The 23,301-nt window shown below is 69.7% G+C and carries 17 protein-coding genes; 15 read left to right on the top strand and 2 right to left on the bottom strand.

The genetic code is table 11. The annotated features are described in order from the left end of the window. Position 1 precedes the first annotated feature (1 nt). From ASE01_RS24895 to ASE01_RS01355, 8 genes are all read left to right on the top strand, one after another. The gene (locus ASE01_RS24895; RefSeq protein WP_056748050.1) at positions 2 to 742 is read left to right on the top strand and encodes a hypothetical protein; all 741 of its coding nucleotides are present in this window, start codon (positions 2 to 4) and stop codon (positions 740 to 742) included. Between the two features lie 2 nt (positions 743 to 744). Next, entirely contained in the window at positions 745 to 1,662 is a 918-nt protein-coding gene (locus tag ASE01_RS01385) for a J domain-containing protein (protein WP_157537034.1), read from the top strand. Between the two features lie 266 nt (positions 1,663 to 1,928). Further along, entirely contained in the window at positions 1,929 to 5,417 is a 3,489-nt protein-coding gene (gene rpoB / locus ASE01_RS01380; protein ID WP_056748046.1) for a DNA-directed RNA polymerase subunit beta, read from the top strand. Between the two features lie 94 nt (positions 5,418 to 5,511). Further along, complete coding sequence (locus ASE01_RS01375) at positions 5,512 to 9,375, top strand: DNA-directed RNA polymerase subunit beta' (protein WP_056748043.1); 3,864 nt, start codon at positions 5,512 to 5,514, stop codon at positions 9,373 to 9,375. A gap of 127 nt (positions 9,376 to 9,502) precedes the next feature. Continuing rightward, a complete protein-coding gene (locus tag ASE01_RS01370) occupies positions 9,503 to 10,951 on the top strand; it encodes a hypothetical protein (RefSeq protein WP_056748041.1) in 1,449 nt (482 codons plus the stop codon). 70 nt (positions 10,952 to 11,021) lie between these two features. Beyond that, positions 11,022 to 12,266: a geranylgeranyl reductase family protein gene (locus tag ASE01_RS01365; protein ID WP_056748038.1), complete on the top strand. Its 1,245-nt coding sequence runs from the start codon at positions 11,022 to 11,024 to the stop codon at positions 12,264 to 12,266. Between the two features lie 55 nt (positions 12,267 to 12,321). After that, on the top strand, positions 12,322 to 13,206 hold the full coding sequence (locus ASE01_RS01360; protein WP_056748036.1) for an NUDIX domain-containing protein: 885 nt from the start codon (positions 12,322 to 12,324) through the stop codon (positions 13,204 to 13,206). Next, positions 13,203 to 14,477: a hydroxyacid-oxoacid transhydrogenase gene (locus ASE01_RS01355; RefSeq protein ID WP_056748034.1), complete on the top strand. Its 1,275-nt coding sequence runs from the start codon at positions 13,203 to 13,205 to the stop codon at positions 14,475 to 14,477. Before ASE01_RS01360 ends, ASE01_RS01355 begins: the two co-directional genes overlap by 4 nt. On the opposite strand, the gene ASE01_RS01350 is transcribed toward ASE01_RS01355, so the two are convergent. After that, entirely contained in the window at positions 14,452 to 16,635 is a 2,184-nt protein-coding gene (locus ASE01_RS01350) for an SGNH/GDSL hydrolase family protein (protein WP_056748032.1), read from the bottom strand. The two genes, ASE01_RS01355 and ASE01_RS01350, sit on opposite strands and share 26 nt — an antisense overlap. A gap of 209 nt (positions 16,636 to 16,844) precedes the next feature. On the opposite strand from ASE01_RS01350, the gene ASE01_RS01345 reads away from it, so the two are divergent. The 6 genes from ASE01_RS01345 (at position 16,845) to ASE01_RS01320 (ending at position 21,354) form a co-directional block, all read left to right on the top strand. Then, positions 16,845 to 18,104, top strand: a complete 1,260-nt coding sequence (locus ASE01_RS01345; protein ID WP_056748030.1) for a class I SAM-dependent methyltransferase — start codon at positions 16,845 to 16,847, stop codon at positions 18,102 to 18,104. Next, positions 18,101 to 19,078, top strand: a complete 978-nt coding sequence (locus tag ASE01_RS01340; RefSeq protein WP_157537033.1) for a WD40 repeat domain-containing protein — start codon at positions 18,101 to 18,103, stop codon at positions 19,076 to 19,078. Before ASE01_RS01345 ends, ASE01_RS01340 begins: the two co-directional genes overlap by 4 nt. A gap of 80 nt (positions 19,079 to 19,158) precedes the next feature. Next, on the top strand, positions 19,159 to 20,136 hold the full coding sequence (locus ASE01_RS01335; protein ID WP_056748027.1) for a DNA topoisomerase IB: 978 nt from the start codon (positions 19,159 to 19,161) through the stop codon (positions 20,134 to 20,136). Positions 20,137 to 20,149: 13 nt separating this feature from the next. Further along, positions 20,150 to 20,452, top strand: coding sequence for a DUF1905 domain-containing protein (locus ASE01_RS01330; RefSeq protein WP_056748566.1), 303 nt, complete (start codon positions 20,150 to 20,152; stop codon positions 20,450 to 20,452). A gap of 21 nt (positions 20,453 to 20,473) precedes the next feature. Then, on the top strand, positions 20,474 to 20,965 hold the full coding sequence (locus ASE01_RS01325; protein ID WP_056748025.1) for an O-acetyl-ADP-ribose deacetylase: 492 nt from the start codon (positions 20,474 to 20,476) through the stop codon (positions 20,963 to 20,965). A gap of 101 nt (positions 20,966 to 21,066) precedes the next feature. After that, the gene (locus tag ASE01_RS01320) at positions 21,067 to 21,354 is read left to right on the top strand and encodes a hypothetical protein (protein WP_056748023.1); all 288 of its coding nucleotides are present in this window, start codon (positions 21,067 to 21,069) and stop codon (positions 21,352 to 21,354) included. 158 nt (positions 21,355 to 21,512) lie between these two features. On the opposite strand, the gene serC is transcribed toward ASE01_RS01320, so the two are convergent. Continuing rightward, complete coding sequence (gene serC, locus ASE01_RS01315; protein WP_056748021.1) at positions 21,513 to 22,637, bottom strand: phosphoserine transaminase; 1,125 nt, start codon at positions 22,635 to 22,637, stop codon at positions 21,513 to 21,515. A 105-nt stretch (positions 22,638 to 22,742) separates the two neighbouring features. Between serC and ASE01_RS01310 the strand changes: the two genes are divergently transcribed. Next, on the top strand, positions 22,743 to 23,243 hold the full coding sequence (locus ASE01_RS01310; protein WP_056748019.1) for a GNAT family N-acetyltransferase: 501 nt from the start codon (positions 22,743 to 22,745) through the stop codon (positions 23,241 to 23,243). Positions 23,244 to 23,301 lie beyond the last annotated feature (58 nt).

Genomic DNA, 23,301 nt, shown 5'->3' with positions numbered 1-23,301 from the left:
AGTGACCGCACCCGACACCGGGGCTGCCCACGGGCGCCTCGGCAACCCCACGCTGCGCTGGAGCGTCCTCGGACTGCTGCTCGGCCTCGTCGTGGCCTGCCTGGCCTGGTCGGCCTGGACCGTCCTCGACCAGGGCGCCGGGGCGAACCCGGTCAAGAAGATCGACTCGCTGATCGACCCCGGCTCCGACCCGGTGGCGGATCGCGAGAAGGTGCTGGCGGCCGGCCGTACCTTCGTCCAGCGCTTCAACACCTACGGTCCCGACCAGCTCGGCCAGGACGGCAAGATGGCCGAGTACGCCGCCGTGGGCGACCTGATGACCGCGAAGTTCGCCAAGATCTTCGAGGGCAACGTCGGCTACGCCGAGCAGACCGTCACCGAGACCGGCATCGACCGCGTCGGCACCGTGTACGCCGTGGGCGTGGCCTCGATCGACAACGACTCCGCCGAGCTGCTGGTCGCTGGCATCGTCGGCTTCTCCTACCCCGACCCCGAGGACGCCACCAAGCGGATCGACTTCGAGCCGCTGCGCTTCCGCTACCAGGTCTCGATGGTCAAGCTCGGCGGCGCCTGGCAGGTCGACGACCTCGACGACCTCGACGACGACCTCCCGTCGTTCGCCGAGGCCTCCACCCCGGGCGGCGCGAACCCCGCGCCCCAGCCCTCGGGCACCCCGTCCGGCACGCCCTCGGGCAGCCCGTCGGGCACGCCCAGCCCCTCCGACTCGGGAACGGGGGAGTGACCGTGAGCGCCAACCTCTACGACCTGCTCAACGTCGACGAGTCCGCGAGCACGGACGAGATCCGTGCGGCGTGGAAGAGCGCCATCGCCGACCTTGACCCGACCGAGCGTCGGTTCCGCGCCTTCAACGATGCTGCTGGCGTCCTGCTGGACACCGACAAGCGGGCGGCCTACGACGCAGGGCTCGTCGAGGCCCGCGACAAGGAGCTCGCGGCCGAGCAGGCAGCCGAGGCCGCAGCCGCGGCCTCCGCCGCTGCTGACGAGCCGGACGCAGTGACCCCTGCGGTCCCGGTCGACCTCGCGAAGGCCCCGGCGACCAGCGCCGCCGCCGATGCCCCGACCGATGACCCGGCCGACGATCCCACCGACCCCACGCCGGCCGCGCCCTCCACAGGCCCCTCCTCGACCCTGCTCATCGCGGCGGCGATCGCTGCGGTCCTGGCGATCGCCGTGACGATCTGGCTGATCACCCTGGACGGCGTGCGCGCGGAGGAGTCCCCGAAGGACGTCGCCGAGCGGGCGGCCACCCAGGACCGCGCGACGCTCGAGGTCGAGACCGCCGCCGAGCAGCTGGTCACCCCGGTGCTGTCCTACAACCACCAGACGATGGCCGCCGACCTCGAACGGCTGCGCGAGTACCTCACGCCCGACATGGCGGCGAAGCAGGCCAAGGCGTGGCCCGACCTGACGGCCGAGGCCGTGGCCCAGGAGATCGTGGTCGAGGCCAGCGCCACCGCCACTGCGTTGAGCCGCATCGACCCCGACGGCAAGCGGGCGACCGTCGTGGTCTTCATCGACCAGCGCGTGACCAAGAAGGCCGCCGAGCCCTTCGTGCTGCGGATGTGGGCCACGATGTCGTTGGTCGAGTCCGACGGTGCGTGGTTGCTCGACGACCTCTGCACCGACGCGAGCTGCGGCTGAGGCCAGCCCCGGCTCGCCGCCGTTCCACTTGACCTCGCGGCACGCGGCGAGCATGATCGGCGCATCGGTTGGACGGTGGCTCCCCGGAGGCACTGACGGGCCGCTCCACGGCTGTGAGGAACCTGCGCAGCCGGCATTGTCGAGCGCGCGTCTTTCGTGTATCGTGGCTCCTTGCGCCTGCCCTCAGATGCGCTCTGGCCTACCCGGTGGCCCTAGACGTGGGGGGATGGCGCTCTCGAAGAGTCGAACCCGTCGAAGGACAACTCTTGGCAACGCGCACCACCCCCGGTAAGTCCCGCGTTTCTTTCGCGAAGATCCAGGAGCCGTTGGCACTGCCGCAGCTCCTGTCCCTCCAGACCGACAGCTTTGACTGGCTGATCGGCAACGAGGCGCACAAGTCGCGGATCGAGGCCCGGATCGCCTCCGGCGTCGACGCCACCTTCAAGTCCGGACTCGAGGAGATCTTCGAGGAGATCTCCCCGATCGAGGACTTCTCCGAGACGATGTCGCTGTCGTTCGAGAACCCGGTCTTCTACGACCCCAAGTACACCGTGGACGAGTGCAAGGAGAAGGACCTCACCTACTCCGCCCCGCTCTACGTCTCCGCGGAGTTCACCAACAACGAGACCGGTGAGATCAAGGGCCAGACGGTCTTCATGGGCGACTTCCCGCTCATGACGCCCAAGGGCACCTTCGTGATCAACGGCACCGAGCGTGTCGTGGTCTCCCAGCTGGTCCGCTCGCCCGGCGTCTACTTCGAGCGGGTCCCGGACAAGACGTCCGACAAGGACATCTACACCGCCAAGCTCATCCCGAGCCGTGGCGCATGGCTCGAGTTCGAGATCGACAAGCGCGACATGGTCGGCGTCCGCCTCGACCGCAAGCGCAAGCAGAACGTCACCGTGCTGCTCAAGGCCCTCCAGGCCGTCGCCGAGGACACCGGCGAGGAGTACGACTACGAGGCCGTCATGGCCGACCTGCGCCAGTTCGAGTCGATCCAGCTGACCGAGGAGAAGGACAACACCTCCGGTCCCGACGACGCGCTGCTCGACATCTACCGCAAGCTCCGCCCGGGCGAGCCGCCCACGCGTGAGGCCGCGCTGACGCTGTTGAAGAACTACTACTTCAACACCAAGCGCTACGACCTCGCCAAGGTCGGTCGCTACAAGATCAACAAGAAGCTCGGCCAGGACCAGGCGTTCGACCAGCAGACCATGACCATCTCGGACATGGTGGCCACGATCCGCTACATCGTCGCGCTCCACGACGGTCGCCCGGACCTGTCCTCGGCCCAGGGCGACATCGAGATCAGCCCGGACGACATCGACCACTTCGGCAACCGTCGCATGCGCACGGTCGGCGAGCTCATCCAGAACCAGCTCCGCACGGGTCTGGCCCGCATGGAGCGTGTGGTCCGCGAGCGGATGACGACCCAGGACGTCGAGGCCATCACCCCGCAGTCCCTGATCAACATCCGTCCCGTGGTCGCGGCGCTGAAGGAGTTCTTCGGAACCTCGCAGCTCTCGCAGTTCATGGACCAGACCAACCCGATCGCCGGACTGACGCACAAGCGTCGCCTCTCGGCGCTCGGCCCGGGTGGTCTGTCCCGTGACCGCGCCGGCATGGAGGTCCGTGACGTCCACCCGTCGCACTACGGCCGCATGTGCCCGATCGAGACCCCGGAAGGCCCGAACATCGGCCTGATCGGCTCGCTCGCCTCCTACGGTCGGATCAACCCGTTCGGGTTCGTCGAGACGCCGTACCGCCGCGTCGTCGACGGCACGGTCACCGACCAGATCGACTACCTCACCGCTGACGACGAGGACCGTTACGTCATCGCGCAGGCCAACGCCGTGCTCGATGGCAACAACAAGTTCGCCGAGGAGCGGGTGCTCGTTCGCCTGCGCCAGGGCGAGGTCTCCGAGATCCCCGGCGACGACGTCGACTACATGGACGTCTCGCCGCGCCAGATGGTGTCGGTCGCGACCGCGCTGATCCCGTTCCTCGAGCACGACGACGCCAACCGTGCGCTCATGGGCGCCAACATGCAGCGTCAGGCCGTTCCGCTGATCCGCAGCGACAGCCCGATCGTCGGCACCGGCATCGAGTTCCGTGCCGCCGTCGACGCCGGTGACGTCGTTGTCGCCACCGCTGCCGGTGTCGTGAAGTCGGTCTCGGCCGACCTCATCGAGGCCATGAACGACGACGGCTCGTACTCCTCGTACCGCCTCGCGAAGTTCAAGCGCTCCAACCAGGGCACCTGCATCAACCAGCGCCCGATCGTCGAGGTGGGCGACCGCCTCGAGGTCGGCTCGCCGATCGCTGACGGTCCCTGCACGGACAACGCGGAGATGGCACTCGGCACCAACCTGCTCGTGGCATTCATGCCGTGGGAAGGCCACAACTACGAGGACGCGATCATCCTCAGCCAGCGCCTGGTGCAGGAGGACGTCCTCACCTCGATCCACATCGAGGAGCACGAGGTCGACGCCCGCGACACCAAGCTGGGGCCGGAGGAGATCACCCGCGACATCCCGAACATCAGCGAGGAGATGCTCGCCGACCTCGACGAGCGCGGCATCATCCGCATCGGTGCCGAGGTCCGCGACGGTGACCTGCTGGTCGGCAAGGTCACGCCCAAGGGCGAGACCGAGCTGACCCCGGAGGAGCGTCTGCTCCGCGCGATCTTCGGTGAGAAGGCGCGCGAGGTCCGCGACACCTCGATGAAGGTTCCGCACGGCGAGACCGGCACGGTCATCGGCGTCCGGGTCTTCGACCGCGAGGAGGGCGACGAGCTGCCGCCGGGCGTCAACCAGCTGGTGCGCGTCTACGTCGCGCAGAAGCGGAAGATCTCCGTCGGTGACAAGCTCGCCGGCCGTCACGGCAACAAGGGCGTCATCGCGAAGATCCTGCCGGTCGAGGACATGCCGTTCATGGAGGACGGCACCCCGGTCGACGTGGTCCTCAACCCGCTGGGTGTCCCGCGACGGATGAACATCGGTCAGATCCTCGAGCTCCACCTCGGCTGGCTCGGCAAGCAGGGCTGGGACATCAACCTGTCCGGTGACCCCGAGAACGCCGACTGGAAGCAGCGGCTCATCAAGATCGGCGTCGACAAGACCCCGGCCAACACGAAGGTCGCCACGCCGGTCTTCGACGGTGCTCGTGAGGACGAGATCATCGGTCTGCTGGGTGCCACGACGCTGAACCGTGACGGCAACCGCCTGATCGACGAGTCGGGCAAGGCCAACCTGTTCGACGGCCGCTCCGGTGAGCCGTTCAAGGAAGCCGTCTCGGTGGGCTACATGTACATCCTCAAGCTCCACCACCTGGTCGACGACAAGATCCACGCTCGTTCGACCGGCCCCTACTCGATGATCACGCAGCAGCCCCTGGGCGGTAAGGCCCAGTTCGGTGGCCAGCGGTTCGGCGAGATGGAGGTCTGGGCGATGGAGGCGTACGGCGCCGCCTACGCCCTGCAGGAGCTGTTGACGATCAAGTCCGACGACGTGCCCGGTCGCGTCAAGGTCTACGAGGCCATCGTGAAGGGCGAGAACATCCCCGACTCCGGTATCCCCGAGTCGTTCAAGGTTCTCGTCAAGGAGATGCAGTCGCTCTGCCTCAACGTGGAGGTCCTGTCCCAGGACGGCACCCCCATCGAGATGCGCGACGCGGAGGAAGACGTCTTCCGTGCCGCCGAGGAGCTCGGCATCGACCTGTCGCGTCGCGAGCCCTCCAGCGTCGAAGAAGTCTGAGTGTGACGGCTCCTGCGGCGCCCAGTGCGCCGTAGGAGCCTCCCTCAGTCCCCAGCCTCACCTTTCACAGAACTAACGAAGGACAGCAGCCATCGTGCTCGACGTTAACTTCTTCGACCAGCTTCAGATCGGCCTGGCCACCGCGGACGACATCCGTACGTGGAGCCACGGCGAGGTCAAGAAGCCGGAGACCATCAACTACCGCACGCTCAAGCCCGAGCGTGACGGCCTCTTCTGCGAGAAGATCTTCGGTCCCACCCGGGACTGGGAGTGCTACTGCGGCAAGTACAAGCGCGTGCGCTTCAAGGGCATCATCTGCGAGCGCTGCGGCGTCGAGGTGACCCGCTCCAAGGTCCGCCGCGAGCGGATGGGCCACATCGAGCTCGCCGCCCCGGTCACGCACATCTGGTACTTCAAGGGTGTTCCGAGCCGCCTCGGCTACCTGCTCGACCTGGCGCCGAAGGACCTCGAGAAGGTCATCTACTTCGCCGCCTACATGATCACCGCCGTGGACGACGACGCGCGTCACCGCGACCTCGCCGACCTCGAGGGCAAGATCGGCCTGCAGCGCCAGTCCATCGAGAAGCGCCGCGACTCGGGCCTCGAGGACCGCACCAAGAAGCTCGAGGAAGACCTCGCCGCTCTCGAGGCCGAGGGTGCCAAGGCCGACCAGCGCCGCAAGGTGCGCGACGGTGCGGAGCGCGAGCTCAAGCAGCTGCGCGACCGCTCGCAGCGCGAGCTGGACCGCCTCGAGGAGGTCTGGGCCACGTTCAAGACCCTCAAGGTGCAGGACCTCATGGGTGACGAGGTCCTCTACCGCGAGATGAAGAACTGGTTCGGCAAGTACTTCGAGGGCCACATGGGCGCCACGGCGATCCAGAAGCGCCTGCAGAGCTTCGACCTCGAGGCCGAGGTCGAGAGCCTGCGCGAGACCATCGCCACTGGCAAGGGTCAGCGCAAGGTCCGTGCGCTCAAGCGGCTCAAGGTCGTCGAGGCGTTCCGCAAGACCGGCAACAAGCCCGAGGGCATGGTCCTCGACGCCGTTCCGGTCATCCCGCCGGACCTGCGCCCGATGGTGCAGCTCGACGGTGGCCGTTTCGCGACGTCCGACCTGAACGACCTGTACCGCCGCGTCATCAACCGGAACAACCGCCTCAAGCGGCTGCTCGACCTCGGTGCGCCGGAGATCATCGTCAACAACGAGAAGCGGATGCTCCAGGAGGCCGTCGACTCGCTGTTCGACAACGGTCGTCGTGGTCGCCCCGTGACCGGCCCGGGCAACCGGCCGCTCAAGTCGCTGTCCGACATGCTCAAGGGCAAGCAGGGTCGTTTCCGCCAGAACCTGCTCGGCAAGCGCGTCGACTACTCGGGTCGTTCGGTCATCGTCTCCGGCCCGCAGCTCAAGCTGCACCAGTGCGGTCTGCCCAAGCAGATGGCGCTCGAGCTGTTCAAGCCGTTCGTGATGAAGCGCCTCGTGGACCTGTCCCACGCGCAGAACATCAAGTCGGCCAAGCGGATGGTCGAGCGCGGCCGTCCGGTCGTGTGGGATGTCCTCGAAGAGGTCATCACCGAGCACCCCGTGCTGCTCAACCGTGCGCCCACGCTGCACCGCCTCGGCATCCAGGCCTTCGAGCCCCAGCTGATCGAGGGCAAGGCCATCCAGATCCACCCGCTCGTCTGCACCGCGTTCAACGCGGACTTCGACGGTGACCAGATGGCCGTGCACCTGCCGCTCTCCGCCGAGGCCCAGGCCGAGGCGCGGATCCTGATGCTGTCGACCAACAACATCCTGAAGCCGTCGGACGGCCGTCCGGTCACCATGCCCACCCAGGACATGATCATCGGCCTGTTCTTCATGACGACCCAGCGCGATGGCGCGATCGGTGAGGGTCGGGTCTTCTCGACCCAGGCCGAGGCGATCATGGCCTACGACCGCAACGAGATCAGCCTGCAGAGCAAGGTCCGGATCCGTCTGTTCGACGTCGTCGTCGACGGTGTCGAGGGCACCGGTCCGGTCCTGGTCGAGACCACGCTGGGCCGCACGCTCTTCAACGACACGCTTCCGGCGGACTACCCGTTCGTCAACGAAGAGGTCCACAAGAAGCGCCTCGGCTCGATCGTCAACGACCTCGCCGAGCGCTACGGCAAGGTCGAGGTCGCTGCCTCGCTGGACGCGTTGAAGGACACCGGCTTCCACTGGGCGACCCGCTCGGGCGTGACGGTCTCGATCGACGACGTCGTCGTGGCCGAGGACAAGGCCGAGATCCTGTCGGTGTTCGAGGCCAAGGCCGCGAAGATCCAGACCCAGTTCGAGCGTGGTCTGGTCACCGACGACGAGCGTCGTCAGGAGCTCATCGAGATCTGGACCGAGGCCGGCAAAAAGGTCGGAGACGCCATGGAGGAGGCCTTCCGGGCCCAGCCGGCGAACCCGATCTACATGCAGGTCTACTCGGGTGCCTCGGGTAACTTCAACCAGATCCGCCAGGTCGGCGCCATGCGTGGTCTGGTGGCCAACCCGAAGGGCGAGATCATCCCGCGCCCGATCAAGGCGAACTTCCGTGAGGGCCTCTCGGTCCTGGAGTACTTCATCTCCACCCACGGTGCTCGCAAGGGTCTGGCCGACACCGCGCTGCGGACCGCCGACTCGGGTTACCTGACCCGTCGTCTGGTCGACGTGTCGCAGGACGTCATCATCCGTGAGGACGACTGTGGCACCGAGCGTGGCCTGCCGAAGGTCATCGGCGTGCGCAACGAGGCCGGTGTGGTCGTCAAGGACGACAACGCCGAGACCGCGGCCTACGCCCGCAGTGCGGCCAAGGACATCGCCCACCCGAGCACCGGCGCGACTCTCGCGGCGGCCGGCGAGGACCTGGGTGACGTCAAGATCGCCGAGCTGATCGCTGCCGGCATCGAGGAGGTCACGGTTCGCTCCGTGCTCACCTGTGACGCCAAGACCGGTACCTGCGCGAAGTGCTACGGCCGTTCGCTGGCCACCGGCAAGCTCGTCGACATCGGTGAGGCCGTCGGCATCATCGCGGCCCAGTCGATCGGTGAGCCCGGCACGCAGCTGACCATGCGTACCTTCCACACCGGTGGTGTGGCCTCCGCGAGCGACATCACGCAGGGTCTGCCCCGCGTGGTCGAGCTCTTCGAGGCCCGGACCCCCAAGGGTGTCTCCCCGATCTCCGAGGCCGCTGGCCGCGTGGAGATCGAGGAGACCGACAAGGCCCGCAAGGTCCTCGTCACGCCCGACGACGGTTCCGAGGTCATCGAGTACGTCGTCAGCCGTCGTTCGCGACTGCTGGTCGGCGACGGCGACCACATCGAGGTCGGCCAGATGCTCACCCAGGGCACGCCCGACCCGAAGGAGGTGCTGCGCATCCTCGGTGTCCGCAAGACCCAGCAGCACCTGGTGGACGAGGTCCAGGAGGTCTACCGCAGCCAGGGTGTGTCGATCCACGACAAGCACATCGAGATCATCGTGCGGCAGATGCTGCGCCGGATCACGGTGCTCGAGTCGGGCGAGACCAACCTGCTCCCCTCCGACCTGGTCGACCGTGCTCGCTTCGAGACGGAGAACCGTCGCGTCGTGTCCGAGGGCGGCAAGCCGGCCTCGGGTCGTCCCGAGCTCATGGGCATCACCAAGGCCTCGCTCGCGACCGAGTCGTGGCTCTCGGCGGCCTCCTTCCAGGAGACCACCCGGGTGCTCACGGACGCCGCGATCAACGGTCGCTCCGACAGCCTGCGTGGCCTGAAGGAGAACGTGATCATCGGAAAGCTCATCCCGGCCGGTACCGGTCTGGAGCGCTACCGCAACATCCGTGTGGAGCCGACCGAGGAGGCGCGCGCCGCGGCGTACGCCGTCACGGGCTACGAGTCCTACGACTACGAGTTCGGCAACGCCACGGGTCAGGCAGTGGCTCTCGACGACTTCGACTTCGGTTCCTACCAGAACTGATCCGTCGTCACCGCAGGCCCTTCCGAGCATCTGCTCGGGAGGGCCTGTGTGCTTTGTGGTGAGCGTTTGTCGAGAACCGTTCCGGGGGAGGAGGGTCAGGACCACTTCACGAACGGAAGGCACTGCGATGGGCCACAACGTGCCGGGCCTGGCCGCCGCGATCAAGCGCGTCATCGAGGCGGCGATCGAGGCCGAGATGTCGGACTTCAACTACTACGGGAACTGTCGCGACGGTTTCGAGGGCTACTCGCGTCCCACCGAGGAGCTCCCGGTCTCCGATCCGATCCGGATCAGCTACCCGGACGGCAAGGTCTTCCTCTACGGCAACATCGAGGTCGACCACGTCCAGGCGAACTTCGTCGGGCAGTACACCGACGCGACCCAGCTCTACGAGAAGTGGGACGAGGAGATCCGGCAGAACTTCGAGCGGTTCGAGGACGCGCCCCAGCCGGTCACCTTCGACTTCCCGGTCCAGCGGCTCGGTGAGCTCGCGACGGCCCTCGATGCGGGTGGCGCCTACCTCGACGGCGAGGGCAGCAGCTCCTCGAGTGGTCACGGCAACCTCGACCTGGCCGTCCTCCTCTCGGAGATCATGACCGAGATCGGTCCTCGCCAGGGTGCGGCGATGGAAGCGCTGCGCCGCTCGTACCTGGGTCGGCTGGGCAATGTGATCGCGGGCCAGCAGGTCCTGGTCGCCGGCCTCGGCGTGGTCGTGGAGGGTGAGCGACAGGTCTGGGTCGACAACACCGAGGACCTGCTCGACATCGCGGACAAGGCGGAGGCGGCCTTCCGGAGGTACGCCTCCGGTGGTGGCGGCGACACCAGCCTGATCAAGACCGGGTTCGCGGTGATCTCAGGCCTGGCCACCATCGCGAGCGGATTCATAGCGGGACCCGGGGTCCTGGTGGTCGCCGGACTCAGCGCGACCCTCTCCGCGGCCATCCCCGACGTCGAGCAGCCGCCGGAGCTGGAGTTCGAGGCCAGCAGCGTCTCGGGTGTCCACGGCAACCTGCTCCTGGCGCTGAGCGCCCACTGCCGAGCGGTCAGCGAGACCGAGCGCGCCTATGCCGACTGTGCGGACACCTTGGTCGCCCGCGCGGTGGCCAACCCGGACTACTACGACCTCACGGCGCCCGGCACCTCGGTGCCCTTCGTCGACGGCGGGCCGGGGGAGGAGTACTTCGGACCCGGCGAGACGATCGACGTCCACGGGCCGGAGCTGCTGGAGGCCGCGGGTCTGGTCGAGGTGGTCGCGCGCACGCTGGATCTCGTGTCCGGTGACCTCCCCGCCCTGAACGGTTGGCCGTGGGAACGGTACTTCCTGGTCGGCTACGGCCGCCGCGGCCATCACACGGAGACCACCCACCTCCGTGAGCAGGCGACGAGCGTGCTCTCGCGGACCGCGACCACGCTGCACGAGGTGGCCCAGAAGATGGTGCTCGTCGCCAACGACTTCTCGCGCTCCGACGACGACGTCCGGACTGATCTCGACGTGCTCGTGCGTGCGGTGGACGACCCGACGCCGGGTCAGGACGTCGCCTACGGCTACGACGAGGTCGTCGTCGAGGCCAGCTGATCGCAGCTCGACCCGGTGCCAGCGCCGGGCAGGATGCGGGTCGTGTGGGCCGGGCTGAGACAATGCCCCCATGAGTGACACGTCCACCCTGAGCACCGACGTCCTCGTCGTCGGCGCCGGTCCCGCTGGAGCGGCGGCAGCTGCCTGGGCGGCGCGCTCGGGTGCCGACGTGGTCCTCGCCGACGCAGCGGTCTTCCCGCGCGACAAGACCTGCGGCGACGGCCTGACGCCCCGCGCCATCGGCGAGCTCGATCGGCTGGGGCTGCGCGACTGGGTGCGTGCGCACACGGTCAACCAGGGCCTGCGGGCCCACGGGTTCGGCCAGACCCTGCACCTGCCCTGGCCCGGCGGCACGTTGCCGGACTGGGGGAGTGCGGTCGCCCGGACCGAGCTCGACGACCACCTGCGCACGAATGCCCTGAAGGCCGGAGCCACCGGGCTCGACGGCGCCCGGGCCGTCGACGTACGCATGGACGGCGACCGCGTCGCAGCCGTGGTGTTCAAGGACGGCCGTGAGGTCGCCTGCCGGCGGCTCGTCGTCGCCGACGGCGTGCGCTCCCCGCTTGGCAAGGTGCTGGGCCGTGAGTGGCACCGCGACACCGTCTACGGCGTCGCCGGGCGCTCGTACGTCACCTCCACCCGCGCCGACGACCCGTGGATCAGCTCGCACCTGGAGCTGCGCGGGGAGCAGGACGAGATCCTGTCCGGCTACGGCTGGATCTTCCCGCTGGGCGCGGACAGCGGCGAGGTCAACCTCGGTGCCGGCACGCTCGCCACGGCGAAGCGACCCACCGATGTGGCGATCAAGCCGTTGATGAGGCTCTACGCCTCGCGTCTGCGTGAGGAGTTCGGCCTCGGTGACGAGCTGCGCATGGAGACGTCCGCGCTGCTCCCGATGGGTGGCGCCGTGTCCCACGTCGCCGGCCGCAACTGGGCCCTGATCGGGGACGCCGCCGCCTGCGTGAACCCGCTCAACGGCGAAGGCATCGACTACGGCCTGGAGACCGGTCGGATGCTGGCCGAGCTGCTCGCCGAGACGCCCGACGTCGACCTGTCCGTGGTGTGGCCGCAGATCCTGCGCGAGCACTACGGCGAGTCGTTCTCGATCGCGCGCCGGCTCGCCGGACTGGTCACCGTGCCGCGCCTGCTGCCGGCCCTGGGGCCGGTCGGGATGCGCTCGGACCTGCTGATGACCCTCGCGCTGCGCTGGATGGGCAACCTGGTCACCGACGAGGACCGCGACCGTGCCGCCCGGGTGTGGCGCTGGGCCGGTCGCCGCTCGCTCGCCCGCGATGCACGTCCACCCTTCAGTTGACCCGGTCGAGCAGGTGACCCGGCCGAAGGTGAACGACGGAGGAGAGGAGACAGCGATGGGGCAGCGCGTGCAGCGGCTCGCGGCGTACGCCGTGATCGTGCGTGGTGAGCAGATCCTGCTCTCCCGACTCTCCGAGCGGGTGACCAAGAAGGAGCTGTGGTCGCTGCCCGGCGGCGGCGTCGACCACGGCGAGGACCCGCAGGACGCAGTCGTCCGCGAGGTCTACGAGGAGACCGGGCTGCACGCCGAGGTCGACTCGACCGCGAACGTCCACTCCCTGCACGTCGAGGACTCCTGGCGCCGCGGGCGTCGCGTCGACGCCCACTCGGTCCGGATCGTCTACGAGGGCTGGGTGGCGCCCGACTCGCCGGAGCCGCACGTCACCGAGGTGGACGGCAGCACGGCCGAGGCGGCCTGGAAGCCGATCGCCGACGTGCTGGACGGCACGGTCCCGACGGTCAGCCTCGTGACCGACGCGCTGGCGTCGTACCGCATCCGGCAGCGGCAGCGCACGGCTGCCTACGCCTGTGTGATCCGTGACGGCGCGATCCTGCTGACCCGGACCTCGGACCTCGCTCCGGACCCGGGCACCTGGCACCTGCCGGGCGGCGGCATCGACCACGGGGAGACACCGACCGACACGATCCGGCGCGAGCTGTGGGAGGAGTGCGGACTGGAGGGTGAGGCCACCGAGCTGCTCACCGTGCTGGACCACCACTTCACCGGCACGGCGCCCAACGGTCGTGCCGAGGACTTCCACGCGATCGGCGTGATCTACCGCGCCACGGTCGGCGAGGGCGAGCCGCGGGTCGTGGAGGAGGGCGGCACGACCGACCAGGTCGCCTGGGTGCCGCTCACCGAGGTCGCGAGCGGCGCGCTGAAGGTCTACGGCTCCGTGCGCGCTGCCATCGAGGTGGCCGGGGATACGCTCGCCGGGTGAGCGAGACCGTCTTCACCTATGCAGCGCCCGCACTGAAGTTCGGCCGCGGAGCGTCCCGCGAGATCGGCTACGACGTCCGGGGCTGGGGTGCCAGACGCGTGCTGCTCGTGACGGATGCGGGCGTCGCGGCCGCCGGGCACGCCGGCACGGTGGCCGAGTCCCTGCGCGGGCACGGTCTCGAGGTCGTGGTCTACGACGGTGCCCGGGTCGAGCCGACCGACGTGTCGCTCGAGCACGCCGTCGCGTTCGCGCGCGGAGAGGGTCCCTTCGACGCTGTCGTGGCCGTGGGTGGCGGCTCCGCGATCGACACGGGCAAGGCGGTCGCGCTGCTCGTGACCAATCCCGGTGAGCTGATGGACTACGTCAACGCACCGGTCGGCAAGGCCCGCGCTCCCGAGCAGCCGGTGTTGCCCCTGGTGGCGGTCCCGACGACGACCGGCACCGGCAGCGAGTCGACGACCATCTGCGTGATGGACGTGCTCGCGCTGAAGGTCAAGACCGGCATCAGCCACGCGGCCCTGCGGCCGCGGCTGGCCGTCGTCGACCCCGCCCTGTCCGCAACCCAGCCAGCAGGGGTGACCGCGGCGGCCGGGATGGACATCCTCTGCCACGCGCTGGAGAGCTACACCGCCCGTTGGTACGCCGACTTCGACGCCAAGACGCCGGAGCAGCGGGTGCCCTACTGCGGCTCCAACCCGATCGCGGACCTGTGGTCCGAGCGTGCCCTGGACCTGCTGTCGACGGCCTTCCGGGACGCCGTACGTCGCGAACCCGGCGATCCGGGTGGGGACGCGGCGGCGGACCAGATGGCCCTGGCCGCCACCTTCGCCGGGCTCGGGTTCGGCAACGCCGGCGTCCACATCCCGCACGCGAATGCCTACCCGATCGCCGGTCGGGTCCGTGACTTCACGCCCGTGGGCTACCCGCAGGACGAGCCGATGGTGCCGCACGGCATGGCGGTGTCGTTGACCGCGCCGGAGGCGTTCCGGTTCACCTTCGACGCCTCCCCGGAGCGCCACCTCCGGGCCGCGCGCCTGCTCGATCCGACCGCCTCGGGGCAGGGGCCCGACGTCCTTCCCGACGTGGTGGCGCGGCTGATGCAGGACATTGGGATCCCCAACGGCCTCGGTGCCGTCGGCTACGGCGAGCAGGACGTCGACGACCTCGTCACCGGCGCCCTCCAGCAGCAGCGACTCCTGGCCACGGCGCCCAAACAGGTCACCGGGGACGACCTCGCCTCGATCATCACGGCGTCGCTCGAGCACTGGTGAGGCTGGCCGGCAGCCTGAGCTCGACGAGCTCGTCGACGATCCGTCCGACGTAGTAGGCGACCCCGGCGACGGTGAGGTGCACGCCGTCGGTCCCGACGTACACGTCCTGGTTGCCGTCGCCGGTCGGCGCCACGATCGAGCCGGTTCCGGTGAGCCAGCGATCGGTGTAGGGGTCGATGAAGCCGATGACGTTGTCGTGGCGACCGACCATGGACGCGAGGGTCGCGTTCATCGCCCGTGCCCGGTCGTCCCAGTAGCGCGTCTGGTAGCGCCCGATCGGCTCGACGCCGACGAGCACCACGGGGAGCCCTGGGCGGAGTCGTGCGACGTCGGTGAGGTACTTCTCGACAGCAGCGCGGTGGGACTCCGCCGAGTAGGACGCCACCGTCGCGTCGTTGAAGGACCCGTTGACCAGGAGCAGGTCGATCGGCGCCCGCGCCATGGCGTCGAGTCGTCGGGGGGAACCGAACGGGCTGGGCTGGTAGGCACCGAATCCCGGTGCGCTGGAGGAGGAGAGGTAGCCGGTGCCGCCCTCGGCGAGGTTCCACACCCGCCAACCGGTCAGGCTGCTCAGTGTCGGGACGGCGGCGCGACTCATGCACCTCGCCTCGGCACACACGTCGAAGAGCGAGTCCGACACGACCCCGACGGTGAGGCGCTCCGGGCTGGCGGTGATCACGGCGTTCTCGTCGCCGGGGACGTCGACGCCGGTGAAGCTCAGCGGGCCGGTGAAGCGCACCTCGGTCGTCCGCCGTTCGGGCAGCTCGATCACGATCCAGTTCGCGGCGTAGGCGGTGTCCCCGGGGCTACTGGTCACCAGTGGCGTCGCCGACACGGGTCGACCGTCCAGCCAGACCATCGCGTCGTGGGTCCGGGTGCCGCGATAGGCGATCGCGAAGCGGCGCGCGGTGATGGTGAAGGAGACGTCGATGTTCTTCATCGAGACGTTCGTGCCGGCGTACTCGGCCCCGTTGACCTCGCGCGCCCAGTCCTGGCCGTACATCGTGCTGGCGAGGGTCAGGAACGGTACGGGCACCTGCGAGTGGGTCAGCAACGGGGAGGTCCACCAGGTGCGGTGGATCGTCGGCCACGCCGGCAGCGCCGTCCCCGAGCGGACCGAGACCTCCGCTGCGGGGAGCGGGGTGCCGTCATCGGGGCGCAGGTGATCGGCGAGCAGGGGACCGGGCGGGCCGACGTCGGCCGGGACGGTGAACGCCGCGCTGGTCCGCTCCGCCGGCTCGATGCCGTCGGCCTCGGCGCGCACGGTGACCGTGAGGACCGAGCCTGCGTCGGCCTGCGCGACGGTGTGGGTCGCCGCGGTGGCGCCCTCGACGGGTACGCCGTCGCGCGACCACTGGTGGGTGAGGGTGCGCGGCGAGGGGTGGACGGTGCCCAGGTCGACCCGGAGCTCCTCGCCGAGCACGGCGCGCCCCAGGATGCGCGGCTCGGAGATGGTGAACGTTCCCCGGACGACCGGGCCCGCGGGCCTGCTGTCGCGGATCGTGAAGATGTCGGCGGTTCCCTTGTGCGGGAAGGCCACGGCGGAGACGGTGATCCGGTGGCCGAGGTCGGCGGCACTCAGCGTGTACGTCGCGGCGATCGGACCGATCTTGACCCCGTCGCGGTTCCACTGCAGGCCGATCGCGGCGGGCGTGGGCGTCCAGGTGCCTGCGGTGGCACGCAGTGTCGAGCCGACCGCGTGCGTGCCGGTGACCGTGGGCAGGGGTGTCGTGGTGAACGGGGGAGTGGCATTGCCGAAGACGAGCAGTCCGAGCTTGTCCGAGACGAGGGCTCCCTCACCGGGACCGACGACGCGGACCCAGGTGGTGCCGCCCGCGGCCATCGGTCCGGAGGTGAGGGGGACGGTCAGCGCGCCGGCGTCGCTGCTCGAGGCGAACGCCTCGACCTGCGTCCAGCCCGATCCGGCCACCCACTTCTCGACGGTGAGCGGTCCGGGCAGGTCGCCCGTGTCGCCCGTGCTGCCAGTGCCGCCCGTGCCATCGAGGGAGGCGACCAGCGTGAGCTCACCGCCGACCTGGGGGAAGAGCGTGATGCTGCGCACCGTCAGGATCGGTGCGGCGACGCTCGGCGCGGCAGGCAGGCCGACGAGGGCCAGGCACCCGAGAGCGACGACCAGGATCCGGGTGATGACCCGCACGGCTCGAGCTCCAGTCCCCCTCCCCCAAGAGCAGACTTGTGTTCGGGACTCTACCGATGAATCGCGGAGGTCCGGCGGTGCAGAAGGCAAAGAATCAGGGCCGTAGGATCAGGACGTGAACCCGCGCCATCGCCGTCTGATCATCCCGGCCGCGCTGGTCATCCTCCTGCTCATCGTGGTCGTCGCGGCCCTCTCGAAGTGACCGGACGATGAGCAGCCGGACCGAGACCCTGCCCGTCGGCCTGGCCCTGACCCGTGAGCGGCTGCTGGCCGAAGGCGAGCTGGTGCGGGCGATCGGGTCCGGTCGACGCCGCGCCGAGGCACCCGTGTGGCGTCGCGTCGAGCTGCGGTGGGTCGACCTGAAGGCCGGGCGCCACCTCCAGGTGACGAGGTACGACGCCACCCAGGCCCATGCCGCCAACCACCTGCAGGGGGAGGCGGCCGAGGCGGTCGTGGACGAGCTGCTGGCGGCACCCTTCGGCAACTGGACGGTCGAGACCAGCGCCGAGCTGCTGTCGCTGCGCGTGACCAAGAAGGGCGAGGCCGCGATCCACACCTCGCGACGCACGGCGGCGAGCTCTGCCCCCGAGCCCGCTCGTGGACACGACCGGGCCAAGGAGCGGTTGCTGCCGGAGGGCGACCCGGTCTTCGCCGAGCTCGGGATGACCGACGCACAGGGCCGGATGAAGCCCAGCCGGATGGCGAAGTACCGCCAGATCGAGGACTTCCTGCGGATCCTGGACCGGTCCGTGGCCGACGCCGTCGCGAAGGGGCACCTGCGCACACCGAGCGCCGAGGACCCGCTGCGCATCGTCGACCTCGGTTGCGGCAACGGCTACCTCACCTTCGCCGCCCACCGCTTCCTCACCGAGCGCCGTGACATCCCGGTGCGGCTGACCGGTGTCGACGTGAAGGAGCAGTCCCGTGACCACAACGCGGCCGTGGCGCAGCGCCTGGGCATCGACGCACTCTTCGTCGCCGGCACCATCGGGGACGCGGTCCTGCCGGAGCCGCCGGACGTGGTGCTCGCACTTCATGCGTGCGACACCGCCACCGACGACGCCCTCGCCCGGGCTGTCGAGTGGGAGGCGCCGCTCGTGCTGGCCGCACCCTGCTGCCACCACGACATCGCGGCCCAGCTCCGTCGCAGTCCCACCCCGTCGCCGTACTCCTCGCTGGTGCGCGACGGCATCCTGCGCGAGCGGTTCGCGGACACGCTGACCGACGCCCTGCGCGCCCTGCTGCTGCGGGGTCGTGGCTACAAGGTCGACGTGATGGAGTTCGTCGACAGCGCGCACACTCCACGCAACACGCTGCTGCGTGCGGTGCGGGTCGGGGGAGCCGGCGGGTCGGTCGGTTCGGGCGGGTCGGCCGGTCCGGCCGACGAGTACGACGCCCTCGTCGCCACCTGGGCCATCGCCCCGCGCCTCGGGGACCTCCTCGCGGCCCCGGGCGGGAACGGCGCTTGAGCCGCGTGGAGAAGCTGCTGTTCCTCCTGCTGCCCCTGCCCTTCGGGATCGGGCTCGCCGCGTCGGGCCCCTCAACCGAGCCGGTCGAGTCCGAGGTGGTCTTCCACTTCACCGATCCCGACATCCTCGAGTCCAGCGGGCTGGTCGCGCGCGACGGGCTCGTCGTGACGGTCAACGACTCCGGGGACGGCAACCGGATCTTCACGGTCGACCCGGCCACCGGGGACACCGTCGGCGTCACCAGCTGGCAGGGGGAGGCGCGCGACATCGAGGCCCTCGCGCCCGCCGGGGACGGCCATGTCTACGTCGGGGACATCGGTGACAACACCGCCTCCCGCGACAGCATCGAGGTCGCTCGGGTGCCGTTCGGGCGCGGCGAGCGTGAGGTCCGGGCGACGACGTACGAGCTGGTCTATCCGGACGGTGCGCACGATGCGGAGTCCCTCCTCGTCGATCCCGCAACCGGGCGCCTGTACGTCGTGGCCAAGGAGTTCATCGGCCGGTTGTACCTCGCCCCGGCAACCCTCGACCCCGACGGCCCGAACCAGCTGGAGGCCGTCGACGAGGTGCTCGGGATCGCCACCGACGGGGCCTTCCTGCCCGACGGGAAGCATCTCGTGCTCCGCAACTACACCCAGGCCGCCGTCTACGCGTGGCCCGAGCTCGACCGGGTCGCGATCCTCGACCTGCCCGCCCAGCAGCAGGGCGAGGGGATCGCGGTCAGCGAGGACGGCGAGGTGCTGGTGAGCTCGGAGGGCAAGGACGCCGACGTGCTGCGGGTCGACCTGCCGATCTCGGAGGAGCCGCAGGGCGATCCCACGGACGGGTCGTCCACCCCCGCGAGTCCCGGGACGGCGGGGGAGTCCGCGCCCGTCGAGGTCGTCGCAGAACGGTCGTGGTGGCCGTGGGCGCTGGGTGGTGTCGTCGGTGCCGTCGTGATCGGGGTGCTCGTGCGTTCGCTGCGGCCGCGCTGAGCCTGCTCCCTGAGCCTGCCCCCTGAGCCTGCGCCCTGTGCGGGAGGGATGATTCGGCCGCGTCGGGTTACCGTCCAGCCGTGCCCCGTCTGCGTCGTACCTCGCCGGAGGACCCGGGCTGGGGCCGACGCCGTGCCGGACGCGGCTTCGTCCATCTCGACGAGGCAGGCAAGCCGCTGCCGCCCGTGGATGCGGAGCGGTGCAAGGCCCTGGTCATCCCGCCCGCCTGGACCGAGGTGTGGATCTGTCCTCGCCCCAACGGTCATCTCCAGGCCGTCGGGACCGACGACGCCGGGCGCCGGCAGTACCTCTACCACCCGGCGTGGGTCGAGCAGCGCGCTGCGGCCAAGCACGAACGGGTCGTCGGCATGGGCCGGCGGCTGCCCGGCATCCGGGAGAACGTGCTGGCCGACCTCGCCGCCGACGACCTCGGCGAGCGGGCGACCTGTGCGCTCGCGGTGCGACTCATCGACCTGGGTTGCTTCCGCATCGGTGACGACGTGTACGTCGAGCAGTACGGCTCGTTCGGCCTGACCACGCTCGAGCGACAGCACGTGCGGCGTTCGGGGGAGATGCTGGTGTTCGAGTTCGTCGGGAAGTCCGGGGTGGAGCACCACGTCGAGATCGACGACCCGGTGGCCGTCACCGCACTCGATCGTCGTCGCCGCCGACGCCGAGCGGACCGCCGACTGCTGGACCTCGATGCGGGGGCGGTCAACGACTACCTGCGCGAGGTGAGCGGGCTCGAGGTGACGGCCAAGGACTTCCGGACCTGGCACGGGACGGTGCTGGCCGCAGCGGCGCTGGCCGAGGCGCCCGGGCCGGAGGCCTCGGTGACCGCCCGCAAGCGCGCCGTCGCCGGCGCGATGAAGGAGGTGGCGGAGTTCCTCGGCAACACCCCCGCCCTCGCCCGGTCGGCCTACGTCGACCCGCGGGTCGTCGACGCCTACCAGGAGGGACGGACCATCGCTGCCGCCGTACGGCGTCGCCACCCGGACCCCGACGCCCGGCAACTGGCACTGGAGCGGGCCACCCTGCGTCTCGTCGGTGGTCGCTGACAGGATCGATCGGGTGAGCGAGCAGGAGTTCGTGGCCGAGCTGTGGCGCTGGTCGGCGCGCGAGGAGGCCAACGGTGCGTGGTTCTTCGTCAGCCTGCCCTTCGGGCTCTCCGACGAGATCGAGGCGGAAGCCGTGCCCGGCAAGGGCTTCGGCAGCGTGCGCGTCGAGGTCACGATCGGGACGAGCACCTGGCAGACCTCGGTGTTCCCGAGCGCCGAGGAGAAGACCTACGTGCTGCCGGTGAAGAAGGCGGTGCGCGTCGCGCAGGGCCTGACCGAGGGCGGCCCCTGCGTCGTGCGGCTGCGAACCGTCTGAGGGTCGTGGCACGCTCGATCCATGGAGATCGAGGTCGTCGAGGGAGACATCACCGCCCAGCAGGTCGATGTGGTGGTGAACGCCGCCAACCGGGCGATGCGCGGCGGTGGCGGCGTGGACGGTGCGATCCACCGGGCCGGCGGACCCGCGGTGCTGGACGACTGTCGCCGACGCTTTCCGGAAGGCCTCGCGACGGGTGACGCCGGGTGGACGACGGCGGGCGAGATGCCAGCGCAGTGGGTGATCCACGTCGTGGGGCCCAACCACCGCGCCGGGGAGACCGACCGGGCACAGCTCACCTCCTGCTACCGACGGGCGCTGGAGGTGGCCGACGAGCTCGGAGCGCGATCGATCGCGTTCCCTCTGGTGAGCGCAGGGGTCTACGGCTGGCCACGGGAGGACGCGGTCGACGCCGCGATCGAGACGTTGCGCAGCACGCCGACCTCGGTGGAGCTGGCGCGGATCGTGGCCTTCGGTCGTGCGTCGTACGACCTGGTGGCGCAACGCCTCTGAACAGGGACTTCGTCCCGATTTGATCGACCGATCGTCACCCCTGTCGAGCGCACGTCGTTGGTCCGGTCACCAACGCAAGCGAACGAACGAGGGAGACGACGATGCCGATCGAGCTGACCACTGCGGTCCTGCTGGCTGCTGTCGCCCTGCTCTGCGGGGCCTGGATCGCCCGCACCCACGACACGCTGGACTCGATGCCGGTGGTGGGGCCGGACATGGGGCCGGCCATCGAGGAGTGGCGTGCTGCCGCCCTTCACCACTTCCACGAGCACAAGGGCCTGCAGACCTCCGTCGTCGAAGCCCTCGCCACCCCCGGTGCGATCACCGGCGCCGCCCGGCGTGAGCTGATGATGGCGCTCGGTGCGCCGCGGGTGGACCAGTACGCCTGAGGTGGGTGGTGGTGCTGGCCGGTGGTGCGGGCGGGTGGGTGCTCGGTGGCAGTTTCACCGCCTAACCCACGAAACTGCCTCTGAGCACACGGAATTTCATGCGCCCAGGGGCAGTTTCACCGCCTAAGCGGTGAAACTGCCACCCGCCAGAATCCCGATCAGCTCCCCAGCGCCTCGACCACGAAGTCGATCGACCGGGTGAGGGCCTCGATGTCGCTCGGGTCGATCGCGGGGTACATCGCGATCCGCAGCTGGTTGCGGCCGAGCTTGCGGTAGGGCTCGGTGTCGACGATGCCGTTGGCGCGCAGCACCTTCGCGATCTCGGCGGCGTCGATGCTGTCGTCGAAGTCGATGGTGCCGATCACCAGCGAGCGGTGGCTCGGGTCGGCGACGTACGGCGTCGTGTACGACGTGCGCTCGGCCCAGCCGTACAGCGCATCGGACGACGCCGTGGTGCGCTCGACCATGCCCTTGAGGCCGCCCTGGGCGTTCATCCAGTCCAGCTGCTCGGCCATCAGGAAGAGCGTGGCGACCGACGGGGTGTTGTAGGTCTGGTTGAGGCGGCTGTTGTCGATGGCTGTCTTGAGGTTGAAGAACGGCGGGATGTAGCGGTCCGAGGCGGCGATCCGCTCGGCGCGCTCGATCGCGGCCGGGCTGAAGACGGCGAACCACAGGCCGCCGTCCGAGGCGAAGCTCTTCTGCGGGGCGAAGTAGTAGACGTCGCTCTCGGTCAGGTCGACGGGGAGGCCGCCCGCACCCGAGGTGGCGTCGATCAGCACGAGGGCGCCCTCGTCGATGCCCTCGGGCCGCACAACCGGCGCCATCACGGCGGTCGAGGTCTCGTTGTGGGCCCAGCCGTAGGCGTCGACGCCGGCCTCCGCGACCGCGACCGGGCGCGATCCCGGGTCGGCCTTGATGACCGACGGCTCGTCGAGCCACGGCGCTGCCGTGACCGACGAGGCGAACTTGCTCGAGAACTCCCCGAACGTCAGGTGCTGCGACTTCTTCTCGATCAGGCCGAACGCCGCGATGTCCCAGAACGCCGTCGCGCCGCCGTTGCCGAGCACGACCTCGTAGCCCTCGGGAAGGCTGAACAGGTCGGAGAGGCCTGCGATCACACGACCGACGGTGTTTCGTACCGGCGCCTGCCGGTGCGAGGTGCCCAGCAGGGTGTCGCCCGTGGCGGAAAGCGCGTCGAGGTGACCGGTCTGGATCTTCGAGGGACCGGCGCCGAAGCGGCCGTCGACTGGCTTGAGATCAGCGGGGATCTGGATGTCGGGCACGTGGTCATCCTTCTCGTCGAGGGTGAGCGCGGGGAGGCTGACGACGTTGTCAGAGATGGCTCCAGTGTGACAGGCAGGTGACGCCGGTGCTAAACCGGTTTCGCGATGCAAGCGAACCTCGAACTCCGCCCCGTCGGCTACCTCCACCCCGATGCCGCCGCCCTCGTCGCGCGCGTCCAGGAGGAGTACGCCGAGCGCTACGGCTCGCCCGACGAGAGCCCCGTCGACCCGACCGTGTTCGACCCGCCGGAGGGCCTGTTCCTCGTGGGGTACGACGACGGCGTACCCGTGGCGACGGGTGCGTGGCGACGCTCGCCGGTGCAGGCGCTCGGTGGCAACAGTGCAGTCGAGCTGAAGCGGATGTTCGTGGTCGCGGAGCACCGGGGCCGGGGCCTGGCCCGCGCCGTGCTGGCCGAGCTGGAGCGGAGTGCGTTCGCGGCCGGCCACGATCTCGCCGTGCTCGAGACCGGCTTGAAGCAGCCCGAGGCGATTGCCTTGTACGCCAGTGAGGGGTACGTCGCGATCCCCGGGTTCGGGTTCTATGCGCACGCTGCCCTGGCGCGGTCCTTCGGGAAGGTGCTCGGTCCAGCCTCGAGTTCGGCTTGATCGCCAGCGCCGATGCAACACGCTGTCCACCCGGCTACCCGACGGTTCTCGTGTCCAG

Origin of the sequence: Nocardioides sp. Root190, from assembly GCF_001428565.1 — a bacterium.
GTDB lineage: Bacteria > Actinomycetota > Actinomycetes > Propionibacteriales > Nocardioidaceae > Nocardioides.
The sequence above is the reverse complement of the archived record's forward strand: the minus strand, read 5'-3'. Positions and strand labels throughout refer to the sequence as shown.

Bases quoted from the DNA above. Each gene is read 5' to 3' on its own strand.
- ASE01_RS01345 (WP_056748030.1), top strand. From the start codon at position 16,845: ATGAGCAGCCGGACCGAGACCCTGCCCGTCGGCCTGGCCCTGACCCGT.
- ASE01_RS01365 (WP_056748038.1), top strand. From the start codon at position 11,022: ATGAGTGACACGTCCACCCTGAGCACCGACGTCCTCGTCGTCGGCGCC.
- ASE01_RS01325 (WP_056748025.1), top strand. From the start codon at position 20,474: ATGGAGATCGAGGTCGTCGAGGGAGACATCACCGCCCAGCAGGTCGAT.
- ASE01_RS01370 (WP_056748041.1), top strand. From the start codon at position 9,503: ATGGGCCACAACGTGCCGGGCCTGGCCGCCGCGATCAAGCGCGTCATC.
- ASE01_RS01310 (WP_056748019.1), top strand. From the start codon at position 22,743: ATGCAAGCGAACCTCGAACTCCGCCCCGTCGGCTACCTCCACCCCGAT.
- ASE01_RS01320 (WP_056748023.1), top strand. From the start codon at position 21,067: ATGCCGATCGAGCTGACCACTGCGGTCCTGCTGGCTGCTGTCGCCCTG.
- ASE01_RS01360 (WP_056748036.1), top strand. From the start codon at position 12,322: ATGGGGCAGCGCGTGCAGCGGCTCGCGGCGTACGCCGTGATCGTGCGT.